Consider the following 26,774-nt stretch of genomic DNA (forward strand, 5'->3'; position numbering starts at 1 on the left):
TTGACGGCCATCTCGGTCGGGCATGGAGCCGAAAACGGCTGGGCTAAGCCGCCTAAAGCCCGGAAAACATAAGCTTTAGTCAAACATCGGACGCCAACGTGAAGGAGTGTGACCCAATGGCTACTATTAAGTTTCTTAACGAAGACCAAGAGATCATCGTGGCCAATGGGGCGAACCTGCGGTTCAAGGCGCTGGAGAATCGTATTGATCTATACACCTTCAGCGGCAAGCTGATGAACTGTGGCGGCTATGGCCAGTGCGGCACCTGCATTGTGGATGTGGTGGAGGGGGGCGAGAACCTGTCCCCCCGGACAGCGGTGGAGGAGCGCAAGCTGAAGAAGTGGCCCAGCACCTGCCGTTTGGCCTGCCAAGCCACGGTGAACGGCCCCGTCACCGTCGTCACCAAGCCCAAACGTTAGAGCCAGTAGGAGCGAGGTCGCCTCGTCCGCTGGCACTGGGGGCAACCCACCAGATTTACTACCAGCTTTGAGAACCGATAGTCTCTGGAATTCACCCCCACCCCTTCCTGGTGCAGCGTCGCTCAGGTGAGCGGGGCATTGCGGCAAAGCGGTTTTACCGCAGGAGCAAAAGAGGGTGCCGCCTCGCATACCCCATCGCTACATCACCAGAGGATAGGATAAAGGGGTCGCCGCCCAAGATTCGGACTATGCCTGTCATCTCGATGTTCTATGGGGTAATCGTACTGATGTATTTCTTCGATAACCGGAAGCATCATCAGCCCCATATTCATGGGAAATACCAGGGCGAAGAAGCCGTGATCTCAATTCCAGATGGCTTGGTCTTGGAGGGGAAGCTACGCAGTTCTAAACTAAAGCTGGTACTGGCTTGGGTTGAGATTCATCAAGACGAGTTGATGGCAAACTGGGAATTAGCGATTGCAGGCGAGCAAATTTTCAAAATTGAGCCGTTGCGATAGGAGTAGAAATATGATGTCTCCTAAAGTGATTAAGGTAGAAGCCCTAGAAAATAGCTGTCTACGATTATTTTTTGAAAACGGCGAGACTCGAATTTTTGATGCTTCTACCTATCTAGACAGGGGATTTTTTAAGGAGTTACAAAATAGTCACTACTTCAAGCAGGCTAAACCTTTCTTTGGCGGTGTGCAGTGGCCTCACGAGCAAGATTTTGGCCCAGATACTCTATTCCTAGAAAGCACCCTAGAAAGCGTTTGGGATGTAGCAGGATAATGAACTGTGGGGTGCATTCGCAAAGCAATGCACCAAAGCCCACATAAAAAGAAATTCGTAGCGGGTGGGGTGTTGGTGGCCGAGAGGGTGGTGCATTGCGGCAAAAGGGGGTTTTCTCTCAGGGCCTAAGGATTGTGGTGCTGCGAATGCAGCCTACGAATTATGGGTAGGATTTAAGGCTAGATTGGAGTGGAAATTGTTCTGGATGTTGGATGATTTCTAGGGAAAGATCAACATCGAGATCGGGCCAGTAGAGGTGACCAGGATGGGGTTCCTCTACATTGAAGATATGTTTGATAGGGGCATCCTGAAACCAAGGAAACTGGTCATAGGGCAAGAAGTATTCTTGATCATCATGGATTAACCATAGGCCATGTTTTGAGATATTGCTAACTTCCAGGTTTGAAATGGTTATTCCAGGCATTTTTGAAGTCATCACAATACTCCTCAATGAGTTGCTCAATTTGCTTAAGCTGCATTCTAGAAAGCTTGTAGTTTGTGGCTAACTCGATATCGGGTTCTAGCCAAAATTTTGCTTCTCCATCGGCACAGGAAACATGAATGTGAACTCGGCTTTCTTCTCTAGAGAAGAAATAAAACCGATAGGGGCCAATTTTTAGGATGGTTGGCATACGTTCGACGGAAAAAATTTTACTCGCTGGTCTCGCGAGTGATGTCTTTATCCTAGCTTTCTGTCCCTCAACCGTCTAGGGTTGGCTAACGCCAACGCGAAGCAATGCACCAAAGCCCAGACAAAGAGAAATTCGTGATGGGTGGGGTGGTGGCCGAGGTGGCGGTGCATTGCAGCAAAAGAGGTTTTTACCGCAGGGGCGAAGGATTGTGGTGCCGCGAATACGCCCTACGGACTGAAGTGCTTATTTGCTAAAGGTTACAAGTTTCTGTGCGAGAGAAGAGAAGTATGTCTCCCCCCACTCTCCCCCCTCCCCATCCCGGAAATTCTCCGATGGGGGAAAAGTAAGGGTTTGCTTTTAGGTCTTCGTAGTGCAGGTAAGAATCACCCTTGCGCCAACCGACGCGATTACAAAACTCATGCCAGACTTGATCACCTGGATACTTTCCATTCAGTTCGGCACCAGATTTTACATAAATTTGCTTTTGTACGCTAAAGCCAAACTTGCCTTGGCTGTATTGCATCCACAGCCCATCAATGGTGCGTAAATCGGTACAGGGAAAGTTCAGCAATTCATCTCTGGTAAACCACTCGCCAGACTTTTTGCCCACAGCACGAATCATTACCTCATAGGTTTCTTTATCGGCAGCACGCCACTTTCCAACTTTAAGGAGGTTGCGTAGGCGCGTGTAGTTAATACCTTTGTCGGAACGGAGGTCATCTAGATCTGCCACCGCTCTCCCTACTACAAACGGAACTAGCACCTTTTCCAAGGCTTGCAAGGCGTCTTTACCACTAGCATAACGACGGCCATAGCGACCACACACCATGTTGTTCAGCACATTTGCCAATGCATCACTGACTTTCACCCCTTTGCGCCACACCACATCCAGGGTGTTGGGATCGAAATCTAAATCACAGGCATAACGGCCTGTTAGGGCTTCAATGGCGACCATTCCTAGGGCATAAACATCACTCGCGGGGCAAGGTTTTCCTCGGATTTGCTCAAAGGGGGTATAGCCTTCGGTGCCAATGCTGACAGTGGTAGCCATGAGCCTAGATTGGGGCTGGGCCATGAGTCCAAGCTGTTGGGCGGAAAATTCTTTTACAATGCCAAAATCAATCAGGCACAGCACTCCATCCTGGCGGCGGATCAGGTTTTCGGGTTTGATGTCGCGGTGGATGACGCCTTGCTGATGCACATAGCTCAGCACCGTTAGCCCCTGGTGTAGTAGGGTGATGACTTCGTTTTCGGGCAAGCGATTTACGGACTGAAGTTCGTCGCGGAGGGTGCGGCCTTCAATGAAGTCTTGGACGATGTAGAAGTTGCCGTTTTCTTCCAAATGCGCTAGCAGCAGCGGAATTTGGTCATGGCGACCGAGGCGTTCTAGGATGGCGGCTTCTTGGTCAAACAGGCGGCGGGCGACCTGCCACCCATCGGCGGAAAACTTACGCTGGGGCTGGAGTTGCTTGACCACGCAGCGGGGTTGTCCAGGGCGGCGCAGGTCTTTGGCGAGATAGGTGATGCCAAATCCCCCGGAACTGAGGGGTTTGATGACTTCGTAGCGCCCGTCGATGAGTTGGGTCATGGCCGTGCTGGGGAAAGCATTGGGGGAGATATGGTTTTAGCTTACCCAGTCTGTCCAGGGAAATCACGGGGGTAGGGGTGCGGCTTCTGGGGCAAGGGGGCTGGGGGCGGTTGTCCAGGGTGCTGAATGTGGGTGAGGACGACCGGGATCGAGCGGTTGTCGGCGTATCCCTATTTTTCCTGGCAGGGAGAGTGATATTCTAAAGGCGTTATAGATGATCGCCTGGTCGAGCATCCTTTTGGTTGAGAGTAGAGGCAAGCGCTCATGGAAGTTAACAAGCTCGGTTTTGTGGCCAGCATTCTTTTTGTGTTGGTGCCCACGGTGTTCCTGCTAATTCTGTATATCCAAACCTCCAGTAAGCAAACCGGGGCCTAGCCTTGGTTTTCGGTGGATGGATTGAATAGATCGCCAAAATCAGGTTATCCGGTGATAGTACAAAGGGCGCTGGCAATTGTCAGCGCTTTTTTAAGGAGTACGGACTATCGTAGGTGCTATGACGTATTGCTTAGGGATATTGGCCCAGTCGGGGCTGGTGCTGGCGGCGGATTCTCGCACCAATGCCGGAGTAGACTACATTTCCTCCTACCGCAAGCTGTTTGATTTCTCGCTGCCGGGGGAGCGGGTGATCCTGCTTTGCACCTCAGGCAACCTCTCCGTGACCCAGGGGGTTGTTCACACCCTCAGCCAGGATATCAAGGCCAACCAAGCCGCCAACCTGCACACATTGCCCACTATGTACGACGTGGCCCGCTATGTCGGGAAGCAAATTCGGGCTATGCAGGAAGTGGATCGGGCCTGGTTAGAGAAGGATCGCATTGATTTTCAGTGCAGCTTTTTGGTGGGGGGGCAGATTATGGGAGAAGAACCCGCCCTGTTTTTGGTCTACAGCCAGGGCAACTGCATCCAGGCCACCCCAGAAACGCCCTTTTTGCAAATTGGCGAAACCAAATACGGCAAGCCCATCCTAGACCGCACCATTCGCTTCGATGCACCCCTGGATGCCATCGCCAAGTGCGCCCTACTGTCCTTGGATAGCACCATGCGGTCGAACCTGTCCGTGGGGCCACCGATCAACATGACGATGTACCAGGCAGATAGCTTTGCGGTCAAGCACCGCGCCCAGTTCCATGCTGGCGATCCCTACCTGCTAAAAATGCGGAAACATTGGGAAGTCTCCCTGCGGGAAGCCTCCGCCAGTATGCCCGACATCGACTGGAATCAATCCGAAGATAGTTCGATCCCCACCGAAACCGCCGACTTGGAGAAGAACTAGCGCGTCAGTTCAGAAACCCATGTTCAGGCACCCAGCTTCTGCCCTGGTTGAGCCAAAATCTGGTACGCTTCTCAAAAACCGGGTTGCTAGTCGTTCTACCTTTCATCCTTCAAGGCGAGGGCGGCAACATAGCCCGCTGTGGGTTGCCACTGGTAGATCTGCCAGCCCGGTTCTAGTCCCTGAGTCGCTTCAATCCACTGAGGTTCTGTGGACTGAGGGTTCGCCAGAGTCAGATTTATAGTCTTGAGGGGAATCGTTAGCCCTACCCCAAGCCCTTTCACGTAGGCTTCCCTGCACGTCCAATACCGTAGAAATTGGGTTTGAGCTTGATCCTGCGACAAGGACAACACGGTAGAAGATTCGTGTTCACTGAGATAGCGGTGGCAGAGTTGAGATAACCGCTGACGGGGCTGAATCGGCTCGATGTCAATCCCGACGGCGTGGCGATCCCTGAGGGCAATCATCAGCCAGTCGCCGCCGTGGGAGAGGTTGAACTGAAGGCTGGGATCTTCCACCAAAAACGGTTTACCATGGGGGCCAGTGCCAAGGGTGAGACGCTTGGCAGGTTGCCCCGTGACCTGGCTCAGCCATTGCCGCAGCAGGGTGCGGCTCGCTAAAAACGTATGCCGCCGCTGTTGGTGATGAATACGATCAGCCTGGGCTTGCTCCGCTGGGCTGAGCAGATTTGGCCTGGGATCGACAGCCGTAAGGGGTACGGCCATCACCGCGCTATCCGCCACCTGCCAAACTTGCGCCGATGGATCGGGGGATCGCGGAAACAGCCTATCGGAGTGGGAACTACGGGATAAGGCATATCCACGTTGTCCGTAGGGATCGTGATGGGGCATCGGTCGAATTTCGGCATTACTACGGAGTTAGGATAGAGGGAGTGTTCTGCATTTTCTATTCCTGAATCAGGGTATCGCCTTGCCCGCGTCATCGTCGTCGTCCTCCCCTGCCGATCCCCATCTCCCCCAGCCCCACGTTTGCATTGTGGGCGGCGGGTTTGGCGGGCTCTACTGTGCCCTGGCCCTCCAGCGTTACCAGCGGCGGTCGGCCCCGACCTTTCGGATTACCCTCGTAGAGCCGAGGGAACGTTTTTTATTTACGCCCTTGCTCTACGAGGTGTTGACCGACGAGTTGAAGCCCTGGGAAATTGCCCCCAGCTACCACGAGTTGCTCCGTCCCTACGCCATTCATCACTGCCAAGACTGGGTAGAACAGATTGACGTTCACCATCAGCACGTTACCCTGCGGCGAGGTGAACCGCTATCCTACGACTATCTTGTGGTGGCCACAGGCAGCCGTCTGAAACCTCCGGTCACAGAGGGCAGTCACCATGCGCTCCCCTTCAACACCCTAGAGGATACCTGGGCGCTAGAAAAACGACTGGCGGAACTCGAACCCACCGCCACAGAAGCCAATCCCATCCATATTGTGGTGACAGGGGCGGGGCCAAGCGGGGTAGAACTCGCCTGTAAATTGGCGGATCGCCTAGGACGGCGGGGCCACATCACGGTGCTAGATCGGCGGGCGGTGATTTTGCGATCCCACTCCCTGGCCATTCAGCGGGTAGCCTCTAAGGCGATGGCGAAGCGGGGCATTGAGGTGTTTACCGACGTCGCCCTTGAAGCAGTGAAGGCGGATCAGGTGATCTACCATCACGCTGACCGCGCTCACCATTGCCCTGCCGATATTGTGGTGTGGACGGTGGGCACCATTCCGCAGCCCTGGCTAGGGGTAGAGATTCCCAAGCAGTCCCCTTTGGCCCAATGCCTGGTCAAACCGACCCTGCAACTGCTGGACTACGAGAACGTCTTTGTGCTGGGTGATATCGCCGAAATGCCTGGGCCAAAAAAGAGCCGCGCCCCGATGACGGCCCAAGCCGCCTATCAGGCCGCTCCCATTGTGGCCCATAATCTTTGGGCCAGTGTCCACCGTCGTCCCCTGCGACCCTTCCACTATCACCACCTGGGCAATATGCTCACCCTGGGCAAGGGCGAAGCCGTGGTGCATGGTTTCGGAATTTGCCTCACCGGACGAGTGGGGGCTATCGCCCGTCGCTGGGGCTATTGGCTGAGGTTGCCCACCTTCCACCATCGCTGGCAAGTGTTCAAGCACTGGCTAGGATGGAAGGGACGGCGAAAAACCTAATTATTTTTTATCGGTGGTTTCAAACTTGTAGGCATGGTCTTGCAGGAGGCTGCTGACCTGGTTGAGAACACTGTCGTCCGCTTTCTTTTGGATGGTTTGACGTTCGGGAAAGAATTCGGGTTTATCGAGGTTGCGAGCGATGGCTTGGCGCACTTGCTCGGCAATCAGATCGGCCAGTTCCCCACGGGCGGTATCTCGCTGGAAGTTGGCCCCTTCCTCGGTGGTGGCGTAGAGGGGGGGCAGGCGGTTGAGGGCGTAGGCGGCAATATCACCCAAATCTAGGGTCGTATCCGAGGCCGCTTCAATTTCGGCCACCCGCGAGATGGCCTCCGTCAGCACCAGTTCTTCCATCACGTTGATGAACTGTTTGCGCGGTACAGCCACCACTTCCCCCGTCAGCAGGGCACCCATGAGACGGTCGAGGGCCATGTATTCTTCGATGGAAAGCTCAGAGGCCGTATCACAAATGCGGCCCACCTCGGCTTCCATGGCGGGAGTTAAGTAGCCATCTTGCAGGGCCTGCTCAACGATTTTTTCAATAGTCATTTGGCCAAACGCTCCATTACTTTGTGAGGGTGAGCAGCGGAGGCTGCTGGGAAACTGGCGAGATCATTGCCGGGGGTATCTACGGAGGATAGTGTGCCCTAATTGCCTAGGGGGGGCAACCAGAAACTGCCATGATTTACATCCCCTAGGCAACCATCAATACTTCATAAAGCCAATGGCTTGTTTCCAAATCTGGTGTTTCCCTTGATTCTCCACCTCTAGACAAATGCAGTGGGGATCTTGCCAAATCACCCGCCCAGAGATCAAATCCCCCGTCAAAAGTTTAACCTCAACGGGTTTCTTATCGCGAATGAGGGTTTGAACTTGGCGAACACTTGGAAATCCAGTCGCGAACTCTTGGGACATGGTAGCGGAGACCATCGACATCGACTGACTTTACGTTACCCCGAACTCGCCCGTTCGGCGTGATTGGGTGGCAAATTGTTAAAAAGCGTTGGGCGTCCTGACATAGGGGGGATGGGCGCAGGGGGGAGGGTTGAGATTCATGGATATTCGTTAATAATTAAAGAATTCATTTTTATAGCATGGGCGGCAGGCAATGGACTTTAGCAAGTATCACGGGCTGGGGAACGACTTTATTTTGGTGGACAATCGCCATCAATCGGAACCGCTGATTCCCCCGGAAACCGCCGCCACCTGGTGTGATCGCCACGTTGGTATTGGGGCCGATGGGGTGATTTTTGCCCTGCCAGGTCAAAACGGCACCGACTACACCATGCGCATCTACAATTCCGATGGATCGGAGCCAGAGATGTGCGGCAACGGCATTCGCTGTTTGGCCAAGTTCCTCGAAGCCCTAGAAATCGCTGATGGTAAAGCACTTCAGGCTCCCCACACCTACCGCATCCACACCCTAGCTGGGGTGATCTCTCCCACCCTGCAAGCCGATGGCCAAGTGACCGTGGATATGGGCACGCCGATCCTGCTGGCGAAGGATATTCCGACCACGCTAGGAACCCCCGATGACAAGGTGGTTGGCCTACCCCTCGCCGTGGCGGATCAGGACTGGGCCGTCACCTGTGTGAGCATGGGCAACCCCCACTGCATCACCTTTGTGGAGGATGTCGCCGCCATTGACCTCGAAAAAATTGGCCCCCAGTTTGAGCATCACCCTGCCTTTCCCCAGCGCATCAACACCGAGTTTATCCAGGTGGTGCGGCCCGATTACCTGAAAATGCGGGTGTGGGAACGGGGGGCTGGCATTACCCTGGCCTGTGGAACGGGGGCTTGTGCTTCTCTGGTGGCGGGGGTACTAAATGGCCGTTGTGATCGAGCGGCGACGGTGGAACTGCCCGGTGGCCCCCTCAAAATTGAGTGGTCGGCGGCGGATGATCGCATTTATATGACTGGCCCTGCCCAATTGGTCTTTCGCGGCGTTGTCGCCTAAGCAGGTTGTGCTGGGTGGTGGGTAGGGCCACCCTAGGCTAGGAGACTCGCGCAACGTGGTATTCGTCGGAAATTTCTTAACCTAAGAACTGGCTGCACCATATCGGTCGCACAGCGGTAGACTGACAGGCTGGAGTTACCCCCCTGGGCGTCTGTTTCCGCCTAGGCGTCTGTTTATGACTGAGGGCGCATATCAACGTCGTACCAGCTATCGCCTGCTGCTAGCGACCCTTTGGGCTACGCTGCTGCTGCTGGCGGTGGAGGTAATTGGGGGATGGGCGACCGGATCCCTGACCCTATTGGCGGAGTCGTTGCATACCCTGATTGATGGCTTCAGCACGATTCTGAGCCTGGTGGCCGTGACTTCGCCCCAACGCCAAATGGGCCGAGAGGTGTGGGGCCACGGACGGGGAGAAGTGGCGGCCACGCTGATTCTGTGCGCCTTTTTGGGATTTACGGGCATCAGCCTGCTGTTCATTGCCCTCCGTCATCTGTGGGACGGGCTGAATGGCATCGCCGATCCTTTCCCGGTTACCCTCGATACCCAGGTTCTACGGCTAACGGCATTGATGGTGATTGTGAACGTGGCTCTGGGAGTCTACGCCAATTATCAGGCCCGCAGCCTTAATAGTCTGGCCTTGCGGCTGAATACTCAGCATTTTCTGACCGATGTCTGGCTGAGCTTGGTGATGGTGGCGGTGCTGTTGGCCATTCACTACAACCAGCACTGGCTCGATCCCGTCTTTGCCCTGGGGTTGTTGTCCTTGGTGGCCAGAAGCCTGTGGCGAGTACTCAACGAACAGCTACCGATGCTCTTGCGACCCACGGCCATTGCCCCGGAGGCCATCGCCCACCTCGTTACCCAGGTGGAAGGCGTCACCCGCTGCCAGCGAATTCGGTCGCGGGGCATGGTGGGCCGTCAGGTGTGGGTAGAACTGCACCTGGCCCTGCACCCTGAATATATGGAGCTGGCCGATGACATTGGCGAACAGATCGAAGCCCTGCTGCGTCGTCAGTATGGCCCCCTGCGCACCCAAATTTGGGTGGAACCCACCCGCCGCCAAGAGCAATACTGGGATCCGGGGTTGTCTGGGTATTAATCCATAACGCTAGACAGGGCCGCGAGGAACTGGCTGGGATCCTTGGGTCGGCCATAGTCATCCTCCCGAAAACTGGAGAGATAGAGGGACTGTTTGGCACGGGTGAGGGCGACGTAGAACAGGTGCTTTTCCTGCTCTAGTTCCCTAGTGCCGAGGCTGCGGAAATCGGGGAATTCCCCCTCCACCAGTCCGGCGATGAACACATGGTCAAATTCCAAGCCCTTGGACTGATGGGCGGTGATCACCAGCACTTGGTTGTCCTCGGCGGAGAGGCGGTCGAGGTTTCTCGTTAGGGCGGTAAACTCTAACAGGGTTCTCAGGGCCAGATCGGGCGGCAGGGCAGGATCGTCTTGGCTGGCCAATATCGTCACCATTTGTGCCAGGTTTTGAACCCGCTGGGGATCGCGGCGGTAGTGGTGACGGAGACCAGAGGTTTGTAACACCTGGCTCAGCAACTCGGCGGGGCGCAGGCGATGGCTGAGGGTTTTCCATTGGGTAATGGTCTCAGCTAGGGGTTCAAAGGTCTCGCCGTAGCGGTAATACAGGGCGGTACGGTCGGCGGCGGTGGTTTCTAACTTGGGGATCAAGTAGGCCAAAAGCTGCACAGTCGTCTCCACATCGGCCAGGGCGTTGTGGGTGGGGGTGGTGGCTAGGTTTAAGACCTGGGCCAAGTGCCCTAGGCGGTAGTTTTCGACTTTCAGGAATCGTCGGGCCAGGTTCAGGGTATCGGCCCAGGCCCAATGGGGGGCAGACATCCCCAGCCGTTGAGCCTGGGTGGTCACCATGCCAATATCAAAGCCCACGTTATGGCCCACGATGAAGGCATCCCCTGCAAACTGGAAAAACTGTTCTAGGACGCGACGTCCGGGCTGGCCCCGTTGACGCAAAAACTCGTTGCTGTAGCCATGAATCGCTTCGGAATCGCCTACATCGGCGACATCGCTGATGTAAGCCTGGAAGGTCTCAGTCGTCTGGCCATGCACCAGTTTTTGGGCGGCAATTTCCACCACCTCATCCTCGATGGCAACGCCCGTGGTTTCCACATCAAACACCACCAGGGTGCCGTGGCGATAGGCGTCTATCACCGCACCGAGGGGATCGTCGTTGACCAAGGGTTGCGGCAGGGCCATATCCGTCAGCCACAGGCCACAGCGATCCCCCTCTCCGTAGATCTGGCGCAGGGTTTCTATCCCGATCCCCCGACTGGGCACACTCAGCAGACGCTTAAATGCTCCGGTGTCAAAGGGATTCACCAAAAAGCGCAGATAGGCCAGGGCGTCTTTAATTTCCTGGCGCATAAAAAACTGGTAGCGCTCCACGGTAAGGCAGGGGATGTTCTGCCGTTGCAACCCCTGGGCAATGGTATCGGTGCGCCGATTGGTGCGGGTTAGCACCGCCACACGGTTATAGGCAAAGTTCGGCTGGTGTTGGGCCAGGGATTTGATCCGCTGGGCGATCCAGGCGGCTTCCTCGTCCGGGTCATCGGCCTGGTGAACCACGGTGGGCGTTCCGGGGAGGCTGGTGGCGGGAATGGTGATGCGGGTGTAGCGGTCGGTAAAGGCGTTGGCAAAGGCATCGGCGGTTTGGAGCAGGCTACGGGTGGCCCGATAATTCTCCGATAGGCTGTACTCCGTGGGGGCAAACTCCGCCCGAAACTGCGCTAGCACCACCTCCGGCTCCGACCCCCTCCAGGCGTAGATGGTTTGGTCGAGGTCGCCAATCATCGCCAGGTTGCCGCATTTTTGGGCCAGGTGACGCACCACCTCATACTCGCCCAGGTGGGTGTCCTGCACCTCATCCACCTGAATGAGGTCATAGCGGTTGGCCCAATAGTCCGCCGCCTCCGGCACCAGCCGCAGCAGGGATCGGGTGAAGAAAATCAAGTCGTCAAAATCCAGGGCTTGGCGTCGCTGCAATTCGGCCTGATACAGTACCGCCCACCGCTGCTCCTGGGGATCAAAGGCCGCAAACAACCCCTCCAAACTTAGATCGAGGGTGAGATCCTTAGGGCTGGCTTTGGCCTTGGCCTCGCTGATCGCCGCTTTCACCTCCTTCACCCGATCTTCCAGGCGATCCTTCCCTTGCTGCCGCATCAAGCCCTTGAGAATATCGGCGCTGTCTTCGGCGTCGTAGATAACAAAATCCGACGGTAGCCCCATGGCCTCGGCCCCCATCCGCAAAATCCGCACACAGAGGCCGTGGAAGGTTTTGATCGTGACATGCTGCCCCCCCTGCCCTTGGGTAAGGCGATCTTTCATTTCCTGCGCCGCTCGATTGGTAAAGGTAAGGCACAGGATCCGGCTTGGATCCAATCCCTGAGTCACCGCCCTATCCACCCGTGCCGACAATACCGAGGTCTTGCCTGTGCCCACCGGAGCCAGCACCAGCAAGATCCCTTGGAGGTGCTGGATAACGCGCTGTTGTTCGTGGTTGAAGGGAAGGGGGGAAGACATCTTGGGGTTCTGGGAGGTTGCTGATACTTGGGCTTTAGAGGTTCCTGAACGTTAAGCGTGATGGGCTGTTGAGGGTTTCTGACCGTTGAGAATTACGGGCTGTTGAGGGTCACAGGATCTTGGGAGTCGTTGGAGGTGGGGCAATCACTACACAATATGACAGCCTGACCCAGCGGCTAGGGCGTGGATGGTAGGATAACGGCCAGTGTGGGTGGGAGCCTAGGCTCAAGTTACCCAAAATTCAGGATTTCTACCGCTTTTTACTGATTTCTTTGAGGCTTGCCATGCGACCCAACCTCCTACGCTCTGTGGCCATTGGAATTGCCACGACACTCTCCCTAGGCTCGTTATCAATAGCCCCAAGTTGGGGACAAGAGGCCCAGTCCACGGTGCAAGGGCTGTATGAGAACCCCAGCTACATTCGTAGTTGTCGTCAGTTGAACCGAGGGGTTGAGGTGTTTGACAACACGAACCTAGGCCCTGCCGCCAACCGCATCGGCACCCTAAATGCAGGAACGCAGGTGAGGCTCACGGGGGTTTTGGCCAGCGGTCGGGCACAAATCTATCTGCAAGGCCAAACCCTGTCCTCGACGCAGCCCGTGGGTTGGATTACCGCCTCGGCCCTGACCAACTGCGGCAGCACGCCCCCGCCCCCGGTCAACAAAGCCTGTTTTCGGGCCAATATCGCCTTGAATGTGCGATCTGCGGCCTCCTCCAACGCGGCTCTAATCACCGCCTTCCCCGCTGGCAGCACCCTGGTAGCCACCACCAATCCGCCCACCCAACAAACTTCACCCAATGTCGCCCCCGACTATGGCCGGGTTTGGTTGGCCATCACCCTCAACAGTGGCGGGACGGGCTGGGTAGCTCGCACGGGCACCTATGGCCAGGGCAGCAATGTCACGTCGATTCCCTGCCCCTAGGCGGGTTGAGGCGTAAATCCACCATTCCACTCCGCCGCTGGGGAATTCTCCTGGTTGGCGGAGTGGTTTTTGGAGGCGCTGGGGGCGTCGCTGACGGGCAAGGGTTTGCGGCCATAGCTGAGCTGGTTCAGCCAAAACACGTCCTCCGAACGCACCGTTTCAAAGCCAGCCCAGCCCAGCCATGCCTCCACATTGCCCTGGGCGTAGTCGCGGATGAAGGGTTCTTCAAAAATTTGGTTGAGCCAGTCCGTGGCCCGCAGGGTGCGCTGGTTGCCGTCCAAAATGAGCACCTGCCCACCGGGGCTCAGCAGCCGAAAGCTCTCCTGCAAAATGGCCTTAGCGACGGCGGGGGGCGTTTCGTGGAACAGCAGCGTCATACACACCACGTCAAAGGAAGCCTCCGGCAATCCAGTTTCGGCGGCGTTGCCGTGGCGGAAGGCAATCTCTAGCCGAGCAGACTTGGCCTTGTCGGCGGCCATCACCAGCATTTGCGGGGACAGATCCAGCCCGATCACCTCCGCCTGGGGAAAGCGACGCTTCAGCAGCAGGGTGGTGCTGCCCGTGCCGCAGCCTAAGTCTAAAATGCGGCGGGGTTGGCCCTGAATCGCCTTCACCAAGCTCTCCCGCACCCAGGTTTCGCCCGGTGGCAGCACATACTGGGTGATGGGGTCGTAGGTGATGGCGGCATCGATATTCAGGTAGCCGTTTTTCACCCCATGAAAGTTGTGGGTCGTGTAGTAGTCGGGGTAGGCCACCTGAGGATTGGTGAAACGGGGCAGTTCAGTGTCCCAATTAATGCGCTGACGTAGGCGAATAATAGCCTCACGGTCAATCAGCCGCTCGAAGATGGGCATCAAAAACTGATCAAACAGGGGCTTGGAAGAGGTCGCCATGGGCGGTATCACGGGTGAAGGGCAACTGCGTTTAGCCTAGCAAGCCCCAGGCGCAATGACTAGATTTAGCGCTACTCAGAGGAAATTTGGGCGGATACCGGGGCCGACCGCTGCCATTGGTTGCCCTGCACCAGGGTGTGGGCCTGCCATGCGGGGTCGGTGTTGGGATAGTCGCTCCGGTAGTGGCCCCCTCGGCTTTCGGTACGGAAGCGGGCGCTGTTCAGCACCAGCCAAGCTATGTCGTACAGATTACGCAGTTCGCCCCAGGCCCGCAGTACTGGCAGGCTGATCTGGTCGGGTAACTCCTGCGGTTGCTCGGGGGTGAGGTTCTGGAGCGTTTGGTTGAGGGCCGATTGTTCGGCTTCTTTGCGCCAGTCGGCCAGGGTGGCGATGGCGGTTTCTAGCCCGGTTTGGTGGCGGCTAATGGCGGCGTAGTCCCACATCAGTTGGGTTAATTGCTGCCGTTGCTGTTCGAGAACCGCGAGGCGGGGATCAGGATGGGACTCGGCTTCCGGGGATTGCGGCGGCAGCGGGGTCGGAAGGTCTGATTTCACTAAGCCCTCTTGCAGCGGTAGGTTAGCCAACTCTGCTCCGTAGACCAGGCATTCCAACAGGGAGTTACTGGCTAGGCGATTGGCCCCATGGACGCCTGTGCTGGAATTTTCGCCCACGGCATAGAGGCCGGGAATTTGGGTTTGGCTGTGGCAGTTGGTGGGAATGCCCCCCATCCAGTAGTGGGCGGCGGGGGCCACGGGCACGGGTTGAGTCAGCGGATCGCAGCCCCAGGTGCGGCACACTCGAATGATATTGGGGAAGCGGTAATTCAGGTGGTCGGCGGGGATGGGCCGCATATCCAGCCACACTTGCCGATCCCCGGTTTTTTGCAGGTGATGGAAAATCGCCCGACTGACCACATCGCGGGGGGCGAGTTCTCCGTCGGGGTGGTAGTCGTAGGCAAACCGTCGGCCCTCTTTATCCACCAAGTGCGCCCCCTCACCGCGCACAGCTTCGCTAATTAAAAAGGGCGGTGCCCCCGCCTGGGAGAGGGACGTGGGGTGAAATTGGAAAAATTCTAAGTCCCGCAGCTGCCCCCCGGCTCGCCACACCATCGCGACGCCATCCCCGGTGCTGGCGGCGGGGTTGGTGGTTTGGGCATAGACCTGGCCGCCGCCCCCCGTAGCCAACACCGTGGCCTGAGCCGAGATCCAGCGTAGGGTGTGGCCCTGCACCAGGGAAATGCCCCGACAGTGGCCGTCCTCCAGCCATAGATCGAGGGCAAAGGCCGACTCGTAGACGATGATGTTGGGCCGTTGCAGCACTGTCTCCGCCAGGATAGAGACAATGGCGCGTCCGGTGGTGTCGGCGGCGTGGAGGACTCGTTTGCGAGAGTGGGCCGCCTCTAGGGTCATGGCTAAGTCGGGGCCGCTGCGGTCAAAGGCCACGCCCAGATCCACTAGGCGATGGATGCAGGTTGCGGCATGGGTAACCAAATGCTCCACCGCATCGAGTTCGCACAGGCCAGCCCCGGCCCGCAGGGTGTCGGCCACATGGAGGCTGGTAGAATCGTCTGACCCTAGGGCGGCGGCAATGCCCCCCTGCGCCCAATCGCTCGCCGAGAGGGAGAGATTATCTTTGGTAATCAGCCCCACCCGCCACCGTTCAGGAATAGAGAGGGCGGCATAAAGCCCAGCGGCTCCACCTCCCACAACGAGGACATCAAAATCCCAGGGTGGGTTTGCCACTGCCGGAGAAGGGATAGGCTGGGCCAAAGGGTGCTCCTGTGGGTACTAAATGTGACGCTGAAAAATCCTAGGCGATGGTCATTCTGGATCGTTGTCATCCTGAACGGTAGATGTGAGAAAGCCCCTGTCAACACATCCACCGTAGAGTGGCTACCGACAAGGGCTTCGTCTCTGTTCTAGAACCGTCTTTCTGAAACCGTCAAGGGGCGAGCGAGGGGATTTCCCTCTCGCCTAGACCTTGACCTACTTGTAGACGCCGTTGTTAAAGCGGTCGGCCCCTTCCACCAGAGCGGGGTCGGGCACGGTGACGGTGAAGTTATCCAAATTGGCCTTCAGAATGTCGATTTGTTGCTCGGTTAGACCGGGCATATCTAGCACGTCTTCCACGGCATCGAAGGGGGCATTCTGGACAATTTTGCCTGCCAGGGTGGGATAGAGGCCGGGATACTTGCGGAAGCTTTGAACGTTGGTGTTGTTGAGGTCGAGCTTAGCGCCATACTCGGTGCTTAGCTTGGCATCCACAGCGTTGACCAGCGGACGCTCGGCCAGCAGGGCGAAGGCACTAGACCCATTTGCGGCCAGGGCCGGTTGCGCCATGCCAAACCCACCAAACCAACCAACTAGCACTCCAATTGCAATCAGCAGGCCAACCAGTCGTTTCATATCCCCTTTTCCTCTCCTACAAAATTAAGAACTACACAGCGTTTCTAAGAGACTACCATTTTCCATCGCCCTTGGGGTGGCCTCGATTTACTCAGGGACTTCACTGGGAATCCGCTGGGAATTCCCTGGAAATGTGGCCAAACATCGTCCTAGAACCGGGGCCTACTCCTTCACCACATGCTCTAGTTCTTCGGCGTAGGCTTCGCCAATGTCCTGCCCCCGCATCAAAATCGGCTCGTGGCGAATGGTGGCCTGCACCGCCACTGGTTGGCCTATTTCTGGGGGGGTGGCCTTCGTCTGTACCCAAATGGCCCCTGATGAATCGGTGACTTGGTACAGAGTGCCATCCAGCAGGGGCAAATGTCGCGTGACCTGGCCCTCAAAGGAAGCGGTGCCGCCTCGGTGTTGACCCAGATCGGCAATGGGGGTGGCGGGGCTAAGCCAGCCGAGTCCTGGTAGATTCCCCAACTGTTCCCGCAGGAGAAACCCCAATCCAGGATTGGCCCTCGCACCGCCCAGGCTTAACGAAATTAGGATTAACCCCAGCAGACTGGGGTAGGCAAGCCGTTTTAGCATGGCAGGGAGCAGGAAAAACGAGGACACAACGCCAGCCAACCTAAGATCAGGAACCTAGGGGAACCTAGACGTGCCGCTGCCGCGAAATGGGCAAAATCTGAGACACTGGGAAAGACTCTAGGCCAGCCTGTCCTATCCTAGCTTTGCGGCCCCAGCTTGGGACAGGATTCTGCCCTTTGGCCAGAATTCCCTAGGCGTTGTCCACGGACTCGTGTCGATGGGAAACCAGACCTGTCCGGCGTCCGCCATTTTCTTTCCCTTGTTTAGCAGTCGTCTGTGCCATGACTCAGATTCTTGACGGTAAAGCTCTTGCAGCTCAAGTGCAGAGCGAACTCGCCCAGCAGGTGCAAGCCCTCACCGCCCAGGGCCATCGTCCCCCTGGTTTGGCGGTGATCATGGTGGGCGACAACCCCGCTAGTGCCGCCTACGTGCGCAACAAGGAACGGGCCTCCGGTAAGGTGGGCATTGCTTCCCAGGTGCATCACCTTCCGGCCACGGTGCCCCAAGCTGAAGTGATGGCCCTGATTCAGCACCTCAACCAGGATGCCAATGTGGACGGCATTTTGGTGCAGTTGCCCCTGCCCGATGGCCTGGATGCGGTGGCCCTGCTCAACACCATCGACCCCGACAAGGACGTGGACGGGCTGCATCCCATTAACCTCGGTCGTCTGCTGCGGGGGGAACAGGGCCTAAGAAGCTGCACCCCCTACGGTGTGATGCGGCTGATGGCGGCCCATACTATCGACCTCACGGGGCAGCAGGCGGTGGTGGTGGGGCGCAGTATTTTGGTGGGCAAACCTATGGCCATCATGCTGCTGGAGGCCAACGCCACCGTCACCGTGGCCCACGCCCGCACCGTCGATCTGCCAGCCCTGACCCGCCAAGCTGATATTCTAGTGGCGGCAGTGGGTCGCCCCAATATGATTACCGCCGACTGGGTGAAACCCGGTGCCGTGGTGATCGACGTGGGCATTAACCGGGTGGAAAGCCCCGATGGTAAGGCCCAACTGGTGGGGGATGTGGACTATGACGCCGTGGCCCCTATTGCCAGCGCCATTACCCCGGTGCCTGGTGGCATCGGCCCCATGACTGTGGCCATGCTGCTGGAAAATACCGTCACCAGCTACCGTCAACGCCTTCAAATTTGAGGGTGTCCCAATACCCTAGGTCGTCCTCGCCTGACGCCCCTAGGCTGTCCTAACTTGAGGACAGGTCATCTCAAAAATCCCATCACCCTGGTTCATCTTCCTGTCCTTCATTCTGTCCAGACCCGTTTTTGCCGCTATGGTGTCCGCAAACTCCCTCGACCCGAATCTGACCGAATTTGACCTGTCGGCCTACTTGGAGGAGCGTCGTCCCCAGGTGGAGGCGGCTCTCGATGCGGCGGTGCCCATGCAGTACCCCGAAACCCTCTACGAATCTATGCGCTATTCGCTGCTGGCGGGGGGAAAGCGGCTGCGGCCCATTCTGTGCTTGGCCTCCTGCGAACTGGTGGGTGGTAATCCTGCGGTGGCCATGCCCACGGCCTGCGCCCTGGAGATGATCCACACCATGTCGCTGATCCACGACGACCTACCCGCCATGGACAACGACGACTATCGGCGCGGACGACTGACCAATCACAAGGTCTACGGCGACGATGTGGCGATTTTGGCCGGAGATGCCCTGCTCACCTACGCCTTTGAACACGTCGCCACCGCCACCCAGGGGGTTCCGGCGGATCGGGTGCTGCGGGTGATTGCGGGGCTGGGCAAGGCCGTCGGCGGCGAAGGTCTGGTGGGTGGCCAAATCGTGGATCTCGCCAGCGAAGGCAATCCCGACACCACCCTGGAAACCCTCAACTACATCCACAACCACAAAACGGCGGCGCTGCTAGAAATTGCCGTCACCTCCGGGGCCATCCTAGCCGGGGCCACCGACGATCAAGTCCAACATCTGCGGGACTACGCCCAGCGCATCGGCCTCGCCTTCCAAATTGTGGACGATATTTTGGATATCACCTCCACCGCCGAAACCCTCGGCAAATCCATCGGTAAGGACGTAGCGGCTCAAAAGGCCACCTACCCCAGCCTGTGGGGTCTGGAGGAATCGCGACGACAGGCCGATAAACTGATTGATGAGGCCAAGGCCGCCCTAGACAGCTTTGGGCCAGCCAGCCAGCCCCTCCGGGCCATCGCCGACTATATTGTTGCCCGCACCTACTAGGGATTAGCCATGCCGACGATGGAAAATTTTAGCGACATCCTCAATAACTACGTTCTACTGGTGGCCTTGGTGGCCTGTGTCACGGCCCAAATTCTCAAGGCCATCATCGAACTGGTGCGCCACCGCAAGCTCAACCTCAAGGTGATGGTGGAAACCGGGGGCATGCCCAGCGCCCACTCGGCCCTAGTCACCGCCCTCGCCTGTGGCGTCGGCCAAACCGTTGGCTGGGCCAGCCCCTTCTTTGCCGCCACCTGCGTCTTTGCCATTATCGTTATGTACGACGCCGCTGGGGTGCGCCAAGCCGCTGGCAAGCAGGCCCGTGTCTTGAACCAAATCATCGACGAACTCTTCCAAGAAAAGCCCGAATTTAACGAAGATCGCCTCAAGGAACTTCTGGGCCACACCCCCTTCCAGGTCATCGCCGGATCCATTCTGGGCGTATTTATTTCCTGGCTCGCCGCCCCTGCCTACGGCTTCTAGATTCGCCGCTGAGCAACGTCCAATGGCGATCCCCGTAGATTGCATTTGGACGATCTCCTACTCTGATAACGCTACCGCTGGAGTTAGCATCACCACCTCACGGCTATCCACAATAAAGCCAGAGATGCCGTAGCCCCCTAGTACCTGGAGAGTCGTGGCGGCTCCTTCCAGATTGGGGCTATAGGCAATCAACAGGTAGGGCCGCTGACGATAGACCGCCAAGCCCACCGCCTGCCCAATTTGGCGCTGCACCGACCGGGCCGTTTCTGGCTGATATTGATAGTCCACCAACACCGCAAACCCCGTATTGAGGGGCTGGGGCGCATAGGCAATGGGCGTTGGGGTTCCGGGTGTGGACGATGTCGGCGTTGAGGTCGTGGTTGAGGGGGTTGACGGGTTAGCCGTTGAGGGATTAGTCGTTGAGGGGCTGGTGGGCGGAACCGCCGGATTGGTGTTTGGCGTTGGGGAGGTCGCTGGAGGACTCGTCGCCGGGGGATTGGTCGTTGCCGGGGGATTGGTAGCGGTGGCGGCGGCTGGTCGGGCCACAAAGGCTTGCAGACCTTCCACCTCGGTCATGTACTGCGCCCAGGCATTGGCGTTTTCTAGGCTGGTGAACCCCCCAGCCCGCACCACCGTATCACTCAGGTAGTTGCAAACCATCACCGTGCTGCTAGAGGGCAGCAGGTCTTGGACGCGATCCCGCTCGGCCTCGGTATTGCCCCGCACCAGCAGCAGATACTCGTTGGTTTGGGGCGGTGGACAGGCGGGAAACGCCACTTGAGCCGAGGCGACACCCATCCAGGGAGCCATCAGTGCCCCCAGTGTTGCCAGCGTGAACGTCCGCCATCCCCCTCGCCCTAGGGGACGATAGGAATTCGCTGCTATGGATAGCCCAAACCAGTTACTCATTGCCCTTATATCTGCCTTGCTAGAGGTGCGCCGCTGAAGGGCGCGGTCGGTATACTACAATCTGCCAGCGATTCTAGCCCAAGCTGGCCCGGTTAGACCGTAGGTTACCGAGACCGTAACCCTTAACTCTCAAGGTGAAGCCCTGTCTGAAAACTAGCCCCACCTTGAGAACCATTAGGCGGAGACCGCTTCTGCCGAGGCGAGGGGATCGGGGATGGTGGCGGAGGGAGCCTCAAATTCCCCGGTGGCCACATACTCTAGACGCAGCTTCAGCCAAGTGATGAAGGTTTTGTTGGTGGAAACCACCGCTACGGCGGGTTGAGGACAGATTGCCTTCACCGAGGCCAATTCAGGGGAATTCAGGAAAGCGGGAGCTTTGACCAGCCAAAAGTCAAGGGCTTGCTCCTGCTCCTGGTAGTAGCGGCGACGCTCCTTCAGCACTTCCTCGAAGGGCTCTTCCTCTAGCAAAAATTTTTCACTGGCAACAGCGTAGTAGTAGGTTGTCATCGGGTTCTCCTAAATATCTCTAACCGTGGGTCTAGCGTGACAGAAATGGAAAGGCTTGGATCAGTTCAGAGCCGATCCCTAGCGAGCGATCCATCCTGCGATCCGTCCTAAAAATTCGTGGGCACCGTGGTTTGCCCAGGGGGAAAATTTCCCCTAGCATCATCACATTTTAGCCCTAGCCTTGTCCCCCACAGGAGAAAAACGGTTGGAGAGGCTGCAAAGTGAGGGGGGATTGCCAGGACTAGAGTAAAGGGGATTGTCAGGACTAAAGACTGAGCGGAACTCCGCAGATCACCTGCTTCATCTCTCGCACCGCCCGTTCTAGGCCCACCAACACCGCCCGACTGATGATGCTATGGCCGATGTTGAGTTCCTCCATGCCGGGGATGCAGGCCACGGGGTAGGTATTCCAGTAGGTAAGACCGTGCCCTGCATTGACCCGCAGCCCTAGTTCGAGAGCCTGGGCCGTGCCCTTTTGCAGAATAGCTAACTGATGCGCCTGGGCTTCCACCCCCTTAGCTTCGGCGTAGGGGCCAGTGTGGAGTTCAATAAACTTGGCTTTTACCTGGGCCGAGGCTTTAATTTGGGCGGTATCGGCATCAATGAACAAGCTCACGGGGATGTGGGCCGATTGCAGAGCCTCCACCACTTGGCCCATGCGGTCTAGCTGTCCGGCGACATCCAGCCCGCCTTCGGTGGTGACTTCCTCCCGCCGTTCGGGCACCAGGGTAACGTAGTCTGGCTTTACATCCAGGGCAATGGCGACCATCTCATCGGTGGCGGCCATTTCCAAATTGAGGTGGGTGCGTACCGTTTGGCGCAACAGCCGCACATCCCGATCTTGCATGTGGCGGCGATCCTCCCGCAGGTGGACGGTAATGCCATCGGCTCCGGCCAATTCTGTGAGCACCGCCGCCGCCACCGGATCGGGCTCCACCGTGCGGCGGGCCTGACGAAGGGTGGCTACGTGATCAATGTTGACTCCTAGGGTCGGCAATCGAGTCGCTCCCGACATTTCAAGACAGTTTCTCCTTAGATCCTATCGCAAACCCAGAGCCAAACAATGGTTAAAAGAAGTCGATGGATGAGGGACGAGCAGGTTCTGGCGTTGCAGCGGCGGTTTCCAAATCGGCGGGATAGGCCGGAGGGGGGCCAACCTCAACGGGCATGGGGGTGCTTTCTCGGGCCGCATTCACCACTGCCCCCAGCACCACGATGTCCTCCATCTCCAACAGTTCCTCCAAGATGGCTTCCAGTACCACCTTCTCCGTGTAGTCCGTCCGACTCACCAGTACCAGACCATCGGCTTCGGCGGCTAGGGTTAGGGCATTGTTGTTGCGGCTGAGGGGCGGTGCATCCAGCAACACCAGATCAAAGCGGGCACGGGCTGAGGTTAAAAACTGATGCATTTCGCTGGATTCTAGGATTGCCGCCGACTGGGACTGGGGGCCGGGGGCCGGGGCCATGTACAGATTTTCCACCTGGGGCACCATTTGCACAGGATCACTGGGATAGCCCGCATAGTAGCGGCGGGGAGAAGATACAGCCTCTGGGGGAGGCTTAACCCCCAGAGCCGTGCCGTGGGAGGGATACAGGAGATCGCATTCGACAATCAGCACCCGTCGTCCTGCCCGTGCCGCTGCAATGCCTAGGTTCATCACCGTCGTGGTCTTGCCCTCCTGGTCGCGGCTACTGGTCACCAGCACGACCTTGATGGGCTGACTGCTGTCTGGGCGGTTAGGGCTACGACGCAGGTTGGTGCGCAGATCTTCGTAGCTAGCGAGGTGGGAAGACTGGGTCGCCAAGGTCAAGACGGGATGACGCTGGTGGGACGCTTTAGGCAGGGGCGGAATTACCCCCAGCACAGGAATATCCTGATCGCGGAAGATGGCCTCTAGGGCGTCAGCGGTGCGCACCGTACCATCGAGTAAATCCAGCAGAAACACCACCGCTCCGGCCACCAGCGTCCCCATCACGACACCCAGCGCTAACACCACCACGGGGCTCGTGGTGTCCTGGGGCTGAAGAACCGTGGCCGGGGGTTGGGCGATGGTCAAGCTGCTAACGGTTTCGGCTTCGGCGGCTTCGGCGTCAATGCGTCTGATCTGAATTTGGTCGTAGAGGGACTGGGTGCGGGCCACTTGCTGGGCCAAGCGTTCGCGCTCTAGCTGCTTATTGGGCAAACTGGAGTATTGCTGCCGCAGTTGGCCATCGGCCTGGGCCAAAATCTGTTGCTGCCGTAGCAGGGCTTCTCGCTCATTGGATAAGAGCACCAACTGGTTGGCTAGGGCAGATCGAGCGGGGTCTAGGGCACTGCGTTGGCGCACCTCACTGACGTTGGGTAAGGCCGCGAGGTCTTCTCCCCCGATCACCTCGGAGGCGCGTTCAGCCAGCAGCCGATTGTAGGCCGCGAGGTTAGTCCGCAGCTCTTGCATGGTGGGGTGCACCTCCCGCAGGGTGGGGGCCAACAGTTGAATTTGGGTCTCGGTCTGGAGAATCTGAGCCCGCAGTTGGGCAATAATCGGGTCGGCGCTGAGGGCGGAGGCGGTGAGGGCTTCGCCAGGGTTCAGCCCTAACTGCCGCTGAAGACTCTGAATTTGGGACTCTAGGCCCGCCAGGGTGAGCTGGTTTTGACGCTGCTGTTGTTGCCCGCCGGAAATGGCCCCTAGCAAACTGCCATCCAGGGCGGCCTGAATAGCAGGGCCTTCCTGACGGTCATAGGTCTCTAGGGCTTGCTCGGCAGTTCTCAGGTCAGCCTCCACCGCTGGCAACCGATCATCGAGGGCGGTAATAATGGCCCTCAGGCGAGATCGGTTCGTCACCCGGCTGAGTTCCACCATGCCTTCCAACAGCAGATCCAAAACGGCCTGGGCCTGATCCGCCGTTGGCCCCTGAAACGCCACGCCCACCTGCTGCACTGTGTCATCCTCACCGTCCAACCGAATGGTGGTGGCCTCGCGAATGGCCTGGGGAGACAGCGGCATATTCCGATTGGCCAATTCCTGGGACACTTGCTCTAGGAGTACATCCGCTAACAGAAATTCCCTAGAGATGATGCCCTGTCCCCGTTGTTGCACCTCCGGGCCAGTGGTCGTCAGCGCCACCACAGGCGCATTGATCACTAATATCCCCTCAGATCGGTAACTGGGCGGTGGCGGCGGTTGCAGGGCTACCACCGTTGACAAGCCAATCACCCCCAACCAACTGGCTAGGGCTGGCCATTTGTAACGATCCAGGGCAAGCAGGTAGCGGCGGATCAAAGAAGAGGGCATTGACGCAGATCAGAAACAGGGACACGGAAACGGTCGAGCAGATGATCAATCAGAGAGTTAGTTGGAGGTTCAATCACCCGTAGGCCGCTAGGAGCAGCTTCCTAAGGTCGAAACAGAGAGTCGGCGGCATTGGAGAGGGAATCAAAGAAGAGCAGGAAGCCTAACACATCTCGAAAGGGTTGGGTAAAGGTGTTGAGGGCATAGGTAACACTCGCTAACAAATTACGATCTACCACAATCACATCATTTTCCTGGAGGGGGATATTCTGGCTGAGATCGCCCCCCACTGCCGCCCTAGCATCCACCATCAGGGTATCAGCGGATCCCTTTTCGGGATTAAACCGCAGAACAGCAATGCGGTGGTAAGCAGCTAAATCAGGGTTCACCCCAGCCTGGGCGAGGGCATCTAAGAAGCGGCTACCGCTGCGCAGGGTAATGGCCCCAAATCGAGCTTCAGTACCCCGTGCCCCAGAGGCCCGATTTAAGACACGCACCACCATCTCTGGCTTAGCCAACGTCGAACTAGCGACCAGATTCCGGTCGTACTCGTCGAGGCGGCTAGGATCGAGGCGGGCTACAGACACCACATCGCCACTTTGCAGTTGCAGATCGGGAATAGGCTGCCCTAAACGCAGGGGCGTAAACAAATCCACGGTTCGGGTCAGCACCTGTCCATCGGCCAGGGTGCGCCGCACCTCAATGGTGCGGAGATCCGCTAGGGCAGAGGCTCCCCCCGCCACCACTAGGGCAACCGAGAGTTGGGGGGCTGGTAGCGGGTAAAATCCCGGCCTCGGCACCTCGCCTACAATGGTCACTTCTACAGGTCTTTGGGCCACCAGGGTCAGGGAAACCTGGGGATTGACCACGTACTGGTCGTACTGCTGTCGAATCTCTTCCTGGGCCTGGTCGAGGGTAAGCCCCGTGAGATTCAGGGTGCCCGCCAAAGGCAAAACAATATTGCCCTGGATATCTAACGTGGCCTGAAAACTCAGGTCGGAGAACCGCTGTACCCCCACAAAAACGCTATCCCCAGGCCCTAAACGATAGAGATCAAAGACGGGCTCGGATCGGGAGGGAAAGCCGTCGGGGCGAGGGGCAACAGGCCGAACAGGTTCAACCGCACTAGGCCGAAGCGGAATGCTAGGGGCTGGGGGCATATCGGTAGTATCGCCAGGATTGCCCTCCTGGGTATCGACAGCATCGCCCTCCTGGGGTCGGGGCACATTCCTGGCGGGATCTAGGGGTGCATCCAGGGGCAGATCCAAAGGCAGATCCAGAGGCAGAGACGCCTGGGCAAAACTAGGGCCAGCCGTTAGGACGAGTATTCCCCCCAGCACGCCGCCAAACCATGGCCTTCGCGGCCCTCGCCGAGCCATCCCTAGGCCCACCCTACTTATCCTACGCCGCATGATTCCTGGGGTCATGGCCTAATCCACCTGAAACTTGATTTGATAGTGAACGCGACCCTGTTGTCCCACCTGTTGCCGCACCGTGGTGTCTGGGTTATCAAAGGCGACGATAATCCCAGCCTGGGATGGAGTATAGCCCCCCTCCAGCATCACCTCCGTTTGTCCGGCAGCTAAAACCGCTCTAAGATCTAAGGCAATGCCCTCCGAGGCGACTTGTTGTTCTACCACACCATTGATCGCCAGGGTACCGCGAAAGGTTACCCCCTCTGGCACCTGTACCGACAACCACTGCGGCCTCGCCAATGCCTCCGACTGAAGACTAATCAAGTTCGTTTGAGGCTGATAGGATCCTACGACGGTCTTGATGGCATGGTCAGACAGCAACGTCCCGAGGGCTGGGTGGGAAATCTGAAACGGTTGCCGCTGCGACGAGGAAGAATCCACCATCGTCGTGGTTGCCAGCAAAACCAGGAACGCAACACCAAGGGCAGAGGGATTAACCATAGGGATGAGGTTCAAGGGTAGCGGATTCAGAACGGCGACACAACGGAACAGGATTTCCCTAGGCTGATCAGGTTCGGGGTCGTTCTTAGGGGGATCACCCTCGGAAATAACACCTAGAAAGTAGCGCGAATGGGCCATGGCGCAACGATGGTGTGACCCTTGCACAACCATGACGTCAATAGGCCAAGGGCCGATGGCCCCAGACTAGCCTCCGTTGACGCCTATGGTAGCAACCGAGTTCCGATTCGTCTCTGCCCTCAGACCGTCTCGCTAGGCAAACGATCCGAATCGTAACGTTCTGGAAACCATAAAAAAAGGAGAGCCAAGGCT

General features: G+C 57.7%; 28 protein-coding genes. 12 read left to right on the forward strand and 16 right to left on the reverse strand.

The features are described 5' to 3' along the window. The first annotated feature begins 116 nt into the window (after nt 1-116). The 3 genes from H6G62_RS00310 (at nt 117) to H6G62_RS00320 (ending at nt 1,208) form a co-directional block, all read left to right on the forward strand. A complete protein-coding gene (locus tag H6G62_RS00310) occupies nt 117-419 on the forward strand; it encodes a 2Fe-2S iron-sulfur cluster-binding protein (RefSeq protein ID WP_190492113.1) in 303 nt (100 codons plus the stop codon). 248 nt (nt 420-667) lie between these two features. Continuing rightward, nucleotides 668-937 carry a DUF4160 domain-containing protein gene (locus H6G62_RS00315; RefSeq protein WP_190492114.1) on the forward strand — a complete coding sequence of 90 codons (270 nt, stop codon included), beginning with the start codon at nt 668-670 and terminating at the stop codon, nt 935-937. 10 nt (nt 938-947) lie between these two features. Continuing rightward, nucleotides 948-1,208, forward strand: a complete 261-nt coding sequence (locus tag H6G62_RS00320; protein WP_199324636.1) for a DUF2442 domain-containing protein — start codon at nt 948-950, stop codon at nt 1,206-1,208. A gap of 160 nt (nt 1,209-1,368) precedes the next feature. On the opposite strand, the gene H6G62_RS00325 is transcribed toward H6G62_RS00320, so the two are convergent. Both H6G62_RS00325 and H6G62_RS00335 read right to left on the reverse strand, forming a co-directional pair. Next, entirely contained in the window at nt 1,369-1,644 is a 276-nt protein-coding gene (locus tag H6G62_RS00325; protein WP_190492115.1) for a DUF2442 domain-containing protein, read from the reverse strand. Nucleotides 1,645-2,090: 446 nt separating this feature from the next. After that, complete coding sequence (locus H6G62_RS00335) at nt 2,091-3,428, reverse strand: serine/threonine-protein kinase (RefSeq protein WP_190492117.1); 1,338 nt, start codon at nt 3,426-3,428, stop codon at nt 2,091-2,093. 264 nt (nt 3,429-3,692) lie between these two features. Here H6G62_RS00335 and psbM point away from each other — a divergent pair, with 264 nt between their 5' ends. After that, on the forward strand, nt 3,693-3,803 hold the full coding sequence (psbM, locus tag H6G62_RS00340; protein ID WP_169611793.1) for a photosystem II reaction center protein PsbM: 111 nt from the start codon (nt 3,693-3,695) through the stop codon (nt 3,801-3,803). A gap of 118 nt (nt 3,804-3,921) precedes the next feature. Further along, nucleotides 3,922-4,701 carry a proteasome-type protease gene (locus H6G62_RS00345; RefSeq protein WP_190492118.1) on the forward strand — a complete coding sequence of 260 codons (780 nt, stop codon included), beginning with the start codon at nt 3,922-3,924 and terminating at the stop codon, nt 4,699-4,701. Nucleotides 4,702-4,796: 95 nt separating this feature from the next. Here the strand turns inward: H6G62_RS00345 and H6G62_RS00350 are convergent, their stop codons facing one another. After that, entirely contained in the window at nt 4,797-5,549 is a 753-nt protein-coding gene (locus H6G62_RS00350; protein WP_190492119.1) for a 4'-phosphopantetheinyl transferase superfamily protein, read from the reverse strand. 79 nt (nt 5,550-5,628) lie between these two features. On the opposite strand from H6G62_RS00350, the gene H6G62_RS00355 reads away from it, so the two are divergent. Then, nucleotides 5,629-6,855, forward strand: a complete 1,227-nt coding sequence (locus H6G62_RS00355) for an NAD(P)/FAD-dependent oxidoreductase (RefSeq protein WP_190492120.1) — start codon at nt 5,629-5,631, stop codon at nt 6,853-6,855. Here the strand turns inward: H6G62_RS00355 and H6G62_RS00360 are convergent, their stop codons facing one another. Next, the gene (locus H6G62_RS00360) at nt 6,856-7,401 is read right to left on the reverse strand and encodes a late competence development ComFB family protein (RefSeq protein WP_190492121.1); all 546 of its coding nucleotides are present in this window, start codon (nt 7,399-7,401) and stop codon (nt 6,856-6,858) included. It abuts the gene before it with no gap. Between the two features lie 156 nt (nt 7,402-7,557). Beyond that, nucleotides 7,558-7,767, reverse strand: a complete 210-nt coding sequence (locus H6G62_RS00365; RefSeq protein ID WP_190492122.1) for an RNA chaperone Hfq — start codon at nt 7,765-7,767, stop codon at nt 7,558-7,560. A 193-nt stretch (nt 7,768-7,960) separates the two neighbouring features. Between H6G62_RS00365 and dapF the strand changes: the two genes are divergently transcribed. Continuing rightward, on the forward strand, nt 7,961-8,809 hold the full coding sequence (gene dapF / locus H6G62_RS00370; RefSeq protein WP_190492123.1) for a diaminopimelate epimerase: 849 nt from the start codon (nt 7,961-7,963) through the stop codon (nt 8,807-8,809). 175 nt (nt 8,810-8,984) lie between these two features. Beyond that, nucleotides 8,985-9,908 carry a cation diffusion facilitator family transporter gene (locus H6G62_RS00375; RefSeq protein ID WP_190492124.1) on the forward strand — a complete coding sequence of 308 codons (924 nt, stop codon included), beginning with the start codon at nt 8,985-8,987 and terminating at the stop codon, nt 9,906-9,908. Here the strand turns inward: H6G62_RS00375 and H6G62_RS00380 are convergent. Beyond that, on the reverse strand, nt 9,905-12,361 hold the full coding sequence (locus tag H6G62_RS00380; RefSeq protein ID WP_190492125.1) for a 3'-5' exonuclease: 2,457 nt from the start codon (nt 12,359-12,361) through the stop codon (nt 9,905-9,907). The genes H6G62_RS00375 and H6G62_RS00380 overlap by 4 nt on opposite strands. Before the next feature lie 284 nt (nt 12,362-12,645). On the opposite strand from H6G62_RS00380, the gene H6G62_RS00385 reads away from it, so the two are divergent. Then, on the forward strand, nt 12,646-13,284 hold the full coding sequence (locus H6G62_RS00385; RefSeq protein ID WP_190492126.1) for an SH3 domain-containing protein: 639 nt from the start codon (nt 12,646-12,648) through the stop codon (nt 13,282-13,284). Here the strand turns inward: H6G62_RS00385 and H6G62_RS00390 are convergent. The 4 genes from H6G62_RS00390 to H6G62_RS00405 form a co-directional block, all read right to left on the reverse strand. Beyond that, the gene (locus H6G62_RS00390; RefSeq protein WP_190492127.1) at nt 13,281-14,177 is read right to left on the reverse strand and encodes a class I SAM-dependent methyltransferase; all 897 of its coding nucleotides are present in this window, start codon (nt 14,175-14,177) and stop codon (nt 13,281-13,283) included. The genes H6G62_RS00385 and H6G62_RS00390 overlap by 4 nt on opposite strands. A gap of 71 nt (nt 14,178-14,248) precedes the next feature. Continuing rightward, nucleotides 14,249-15,946: an L-aspartate oxidase gene (gene nadB / locus H6G62_RS00395; RefSeq protein WP_199324637.1), complete on the reverse strand. Its 1,698-nt coding sequence runs from the start codon at nt 15,944-15,946 to the stop codon at nt 14,249-14,251. Between the two features lie 216 nt (nt 15,947-16,162). Next, entirely contained in the window at nt 16,163-16,582 is a 420-nt protein-coding gene (gene psbU / locus H6G62_RS00400; RefSeq protein WP_190492128.1) for a photosystem II complex extrinsic protein PsbU, read from the reverse strand. A 162-nt stretch (nt 16,583-16,744) separates the two neighbouring features. Continuing rightward, nucleotides 16,745-17,158 carry a hypothetical protein gene (locus tag H6G62_RS00405; protein ID WP_190492129.1) on the reverse strand — a complete coding sequence of 138 codons (414 nt, stop codon included), beginning with the start codon at nt 17,156-17,158 and terminating at the stop codon, nt 16,745-16,747. A 281-nt stretch (nt 17,159-17,439) separates the two neighbouring features. Between H6G62_RS00405 and folD the strand changes: the two genes are divergently transcribed. From folD to H6G62_RS00420, 3 genes are all read left to right on the forward strand, one after another. Further along, a complete protein-coding gene (folD, locus tag H6G62_RS00410; RefSeq protein ID WP_190492130.1) occupies nt 17,440-18,306 on the forward strand; it encodes a bifunctional methylenetetrahydrofolate dehydrogenase/methenyltetrahydrofolate cyclohydrolase FolD in 867 nt (288 codons plus the stop codon). A 136-nt stretch (nt 18,307-18,442) separates the two neighbouring features. Continuing rightward, the gene (crtE, locus tag H6G62_RS00415) at nt 18,443-19,363 is read left to right on the forward strand and encodes a geranylgeranyl diphosphate synthase CrtE (RefSeq protein ID WP_190492131.1); all 921 of its coding nucleotides are present in this window, start codon (nt 18,443-18,445) and stop codon (nt 19,361-19,363) included. 18 nt (nt 19,364-19,381) lie between these two features. Next, nucleotides 19,382-19,843, forward strand: coding sequence for a divergent PAP2 family protein (locus tag H6G62_RS00420; protein ID WP_190492235.1), 462 nt, complete (start codon nt 19,382-19,384; stop codon nt 19,841-19,843). A gap of 57 nt (nt 19,844-19,900) precedes the next feature. Here H6G62_RS00420 and H6G62_RS00425 read toward each other — a convergent pair whose 3' ends face one another. The 6 genes from H6G62_RS00425 to H6G62_RS00450 form a co-directional block, all read right to left on the reverse strand. Next, a complete protein-coding gene (locus H6G62_RS00425) occupies nt 19,901-20,653 on the reverse strand; it encodes a hypothetical protein (RefSeq protein WP_190492132.1) in 753 nt (250 codons plus the stop codon). 273 nt (nt 20,654-20,926) lie between these two features. Beyond that, entirely contained in the window at nt 20,927-21,259 is a 333-nt protein-coding gene (locus H6G62_RS00430) for an MgPME-cyclase complex family protein (protein WP_190492133.1), read from the reverse strand. Between the two features lie 265 nt (nt 21,260-21,524). Next, the gene (locus H6G62_RS00435) at nt 21,525-22,256 is read right to left on the reverse strand and encodes a pyridoxine 5'-phosphate synthase (RefSeq protein WP_190492236.1); all 732 of its coding nucleotides are present in this window, start codon (nt 22,254-22,256) and stop codon (nt 21,525-21,527) included. A gap of 70 nt (nt 22,257-22,326) precedes the next feature. Further along, nucleotides 22,327-24,531 carry a tyrosine-protein kinase domain-containing protein gene (locus H6G62_RS00440; RefSeq protein WP_190492134.1) on the reverse strand — a complete coding sequence of 735 codons (2,205 nt, stop codon included), beginning with the start codon at nt 24,529-24,531 and terminating at the stop codon, nt 22,327-22,329. A gap of 101 nt (nt 24,532-24,632) precedes the next feature. Then, nucleotides 24,633-25,955, reverse strand: coding sequence for a polysaccharide biosynthesis/export family protein (locus H6G62_RS00445; protein WP_199324638.1), 1,323 nt, complete (start codon nt 25,953-25,955; stop codon nt 24,633-24,635). 3 nt (nt 25,956-25,958) lie between these two features. Further along, a complete protein-coding gene (locus H6G62_RS00450) occupies nt 25,959-26,444 on the reverse strand; it encodes a hypothetical protein (RefSeq protein ID WP_190492135.1) in 486 nt (161 codons plus the stop codon). Between the last annotated feature and the right edge of the window lie 330 nt (nt 26,445-26,774).

The organism is Phormidium sp. FACHB-1136, from assembly GCF_014697375.1.
Lineage (GTDB): Bacteria > Cyanobacteriota > Cyanobacteriia > Phormidesmidales > Phormidesmidaceae > Nodosilinea.

Coding starts and splice junctions, on each gene's coding strand:
- psbM (WP_169611793.1), top strand. CDS start 3,693: ATGGAAGTTAACAAGCTCGGTTTTGTGGCCAGCATTCTTTTTGTGTTG.
- H6G62_RS00325 (WP_190492115.1), bottom strand. CDS start 1,644: ATGACTTCAAAAATGCCTGGAATAACCATTTCAAACCTGGAAGTTAGC.
- H6G62_RS00425 (WP_190492132.1), bottom strand. CDS start 20,653: ATGGCTCCCTGGATGGGTGTCGCCTCGGCTCAAGTGGCGTTTCCCGCC.
- H6G62_RS00445 (WP_199324638.1), bottom strand. CDS start 25,955: ATGACCCCAGGAATCATGCGGCGTAGGATAAGTAGGGTGGGCCTAGGG.
- H6G62_RS00335 (WP_190492117.1), bottom strand. CDS start 3,428: ATGACCCAACTCATCGACGGGCGCTACGAAGTCATCAAACCCCTCAGT.
- H6G62_RS00315 (WP_190492114.1), top strand. CDS start 668: ATGCCTGTCATCTCGATGTTCTATGGGGTAATCGTACTGATGTATTTC.
- psbU (WP_190492128.1), bottom strand. CDS start 16,582: ATGAAACGACTGGTTGGCCTGCTGATTGCAATTGGAGTGCTAGTTGGT.
- H6G62_RS00310 (WP_190492113.1), top strand. CDS start 117: ATGGCTACTATTAAGTTTCTTAACGAAGACCAAGAGATCATCGTGGCC.
- dapF (WP_190492123.1), top strand. CDS start 7,961: ATGGACTTTAGCAAGTATCACGGGCTGGGGAACGACTTTATTTTGGTG.
- H6G62_RS00450 (WP_190492135.1), bottom strand. CDS start 26,444: ATGGTTAATCCCTCTGCCCTTGGTGTTGCGTTCCTGGTTTTGCTGGCA.
- H6G62_RS00345 (WP_190492118.1), top strand. CDS start 3,922: ATGACGTATTGCTTAGGGATATTGGCCCAGTCGGGGCTGGTGCTGGCG.
- H6G62_RS00320 (WP_199324636.1), top strand. CDS start 948: ATGATGTCTCCTAAAGTGATTAAGGTAGAAGCCCTAGAAAATAGCTGT.
- H6G62_RS00375 (WP_190492124.1), top strand. CDS start 8,985: ATGACTGAGGGCGCATATCAACGTCGTACCAGCTATCGCCTGCTGCTA.
- folD (WP_190492130.1), top strand. CDS start 17,440: ATGACTCAGATTCTTGACGGTAAAGCTCTTGCAGCTCAAGTGCAGAGC.
- H6G62_RS00430 (WP_190492133.1), bottom strand. CDS start 21,259: ATGACAACCTACTACTACGCTGTTGCCAGTGAAAAATTTTTGCTAGAG.
- H6G62_RS00420 (WP_190492235.1), top strand. CDS start 19,382: ATGGAAAATTTTAGCGACATCCTCAATAACTACGTTCTACTGGTGGCC.
- crtE (WP_190492131.1), top strand. CDS start 18,443: ATGGTGTCCGCAAACTCCCTCGACCCGAATCTGACCGAATTTGACCTG.
- H6G62_RS00405 (WP_190492129.1), bottom strand. CDS start 17,158: ATGCTAAAACGGCTTGCCTACCCCAGTCTGCTGGGGTTAATCCTAATT.
- H6G62_RS00365 (WP_190492122.1), bottom strand. CDS start 7,767: ATGTCCCAAGAGTTCGCGACTGGATTTCCAAGTGTTCGCCAAGTTCAA.
- H6G62_RS00350 (WP_190492119.1), bottom strand. CDS start 5,549: ATGCCCCATCACGATCCCTACGGACAACGTGGATATGCCTTATCCCGT.
- H6G62_RS00385 (WP_190492126.1), top strand. CDS start 12,646: ATGCGACCCAACCTCCTACGCTCTGTGGCCATTGGAATTGCCACGACA.
- H6G62_RS00360 (WP_190492121.1), bottom strand. CDS start 7,401: ATGACTATTGAAAAAATCGTTGAGCAGGCCCTGCAAGATGGCTACTTA.
- H6G62_RS00390 (WP_190492127.1), bottom strand. CDS start 14,177: ATGGCGACCTCTTCCAAGCCCCTGTTTGATCAGTTTTTGATGCCCATC.
- H6G62_RS00440 (WP_190492134.1), bottom strand. CDS start 24,531: ATGCCCTCTTCTTTGATCCGCCGCTACCTGCTTGCCCTGGATCGTTAC.
- H6G62_RS00380 (WP_190492125.1), bottom strand. CDS start 12,361: ATGTCTTCCCCCCTTCCCTTCAACCACGAACAACAGCGCGTTATCCAG.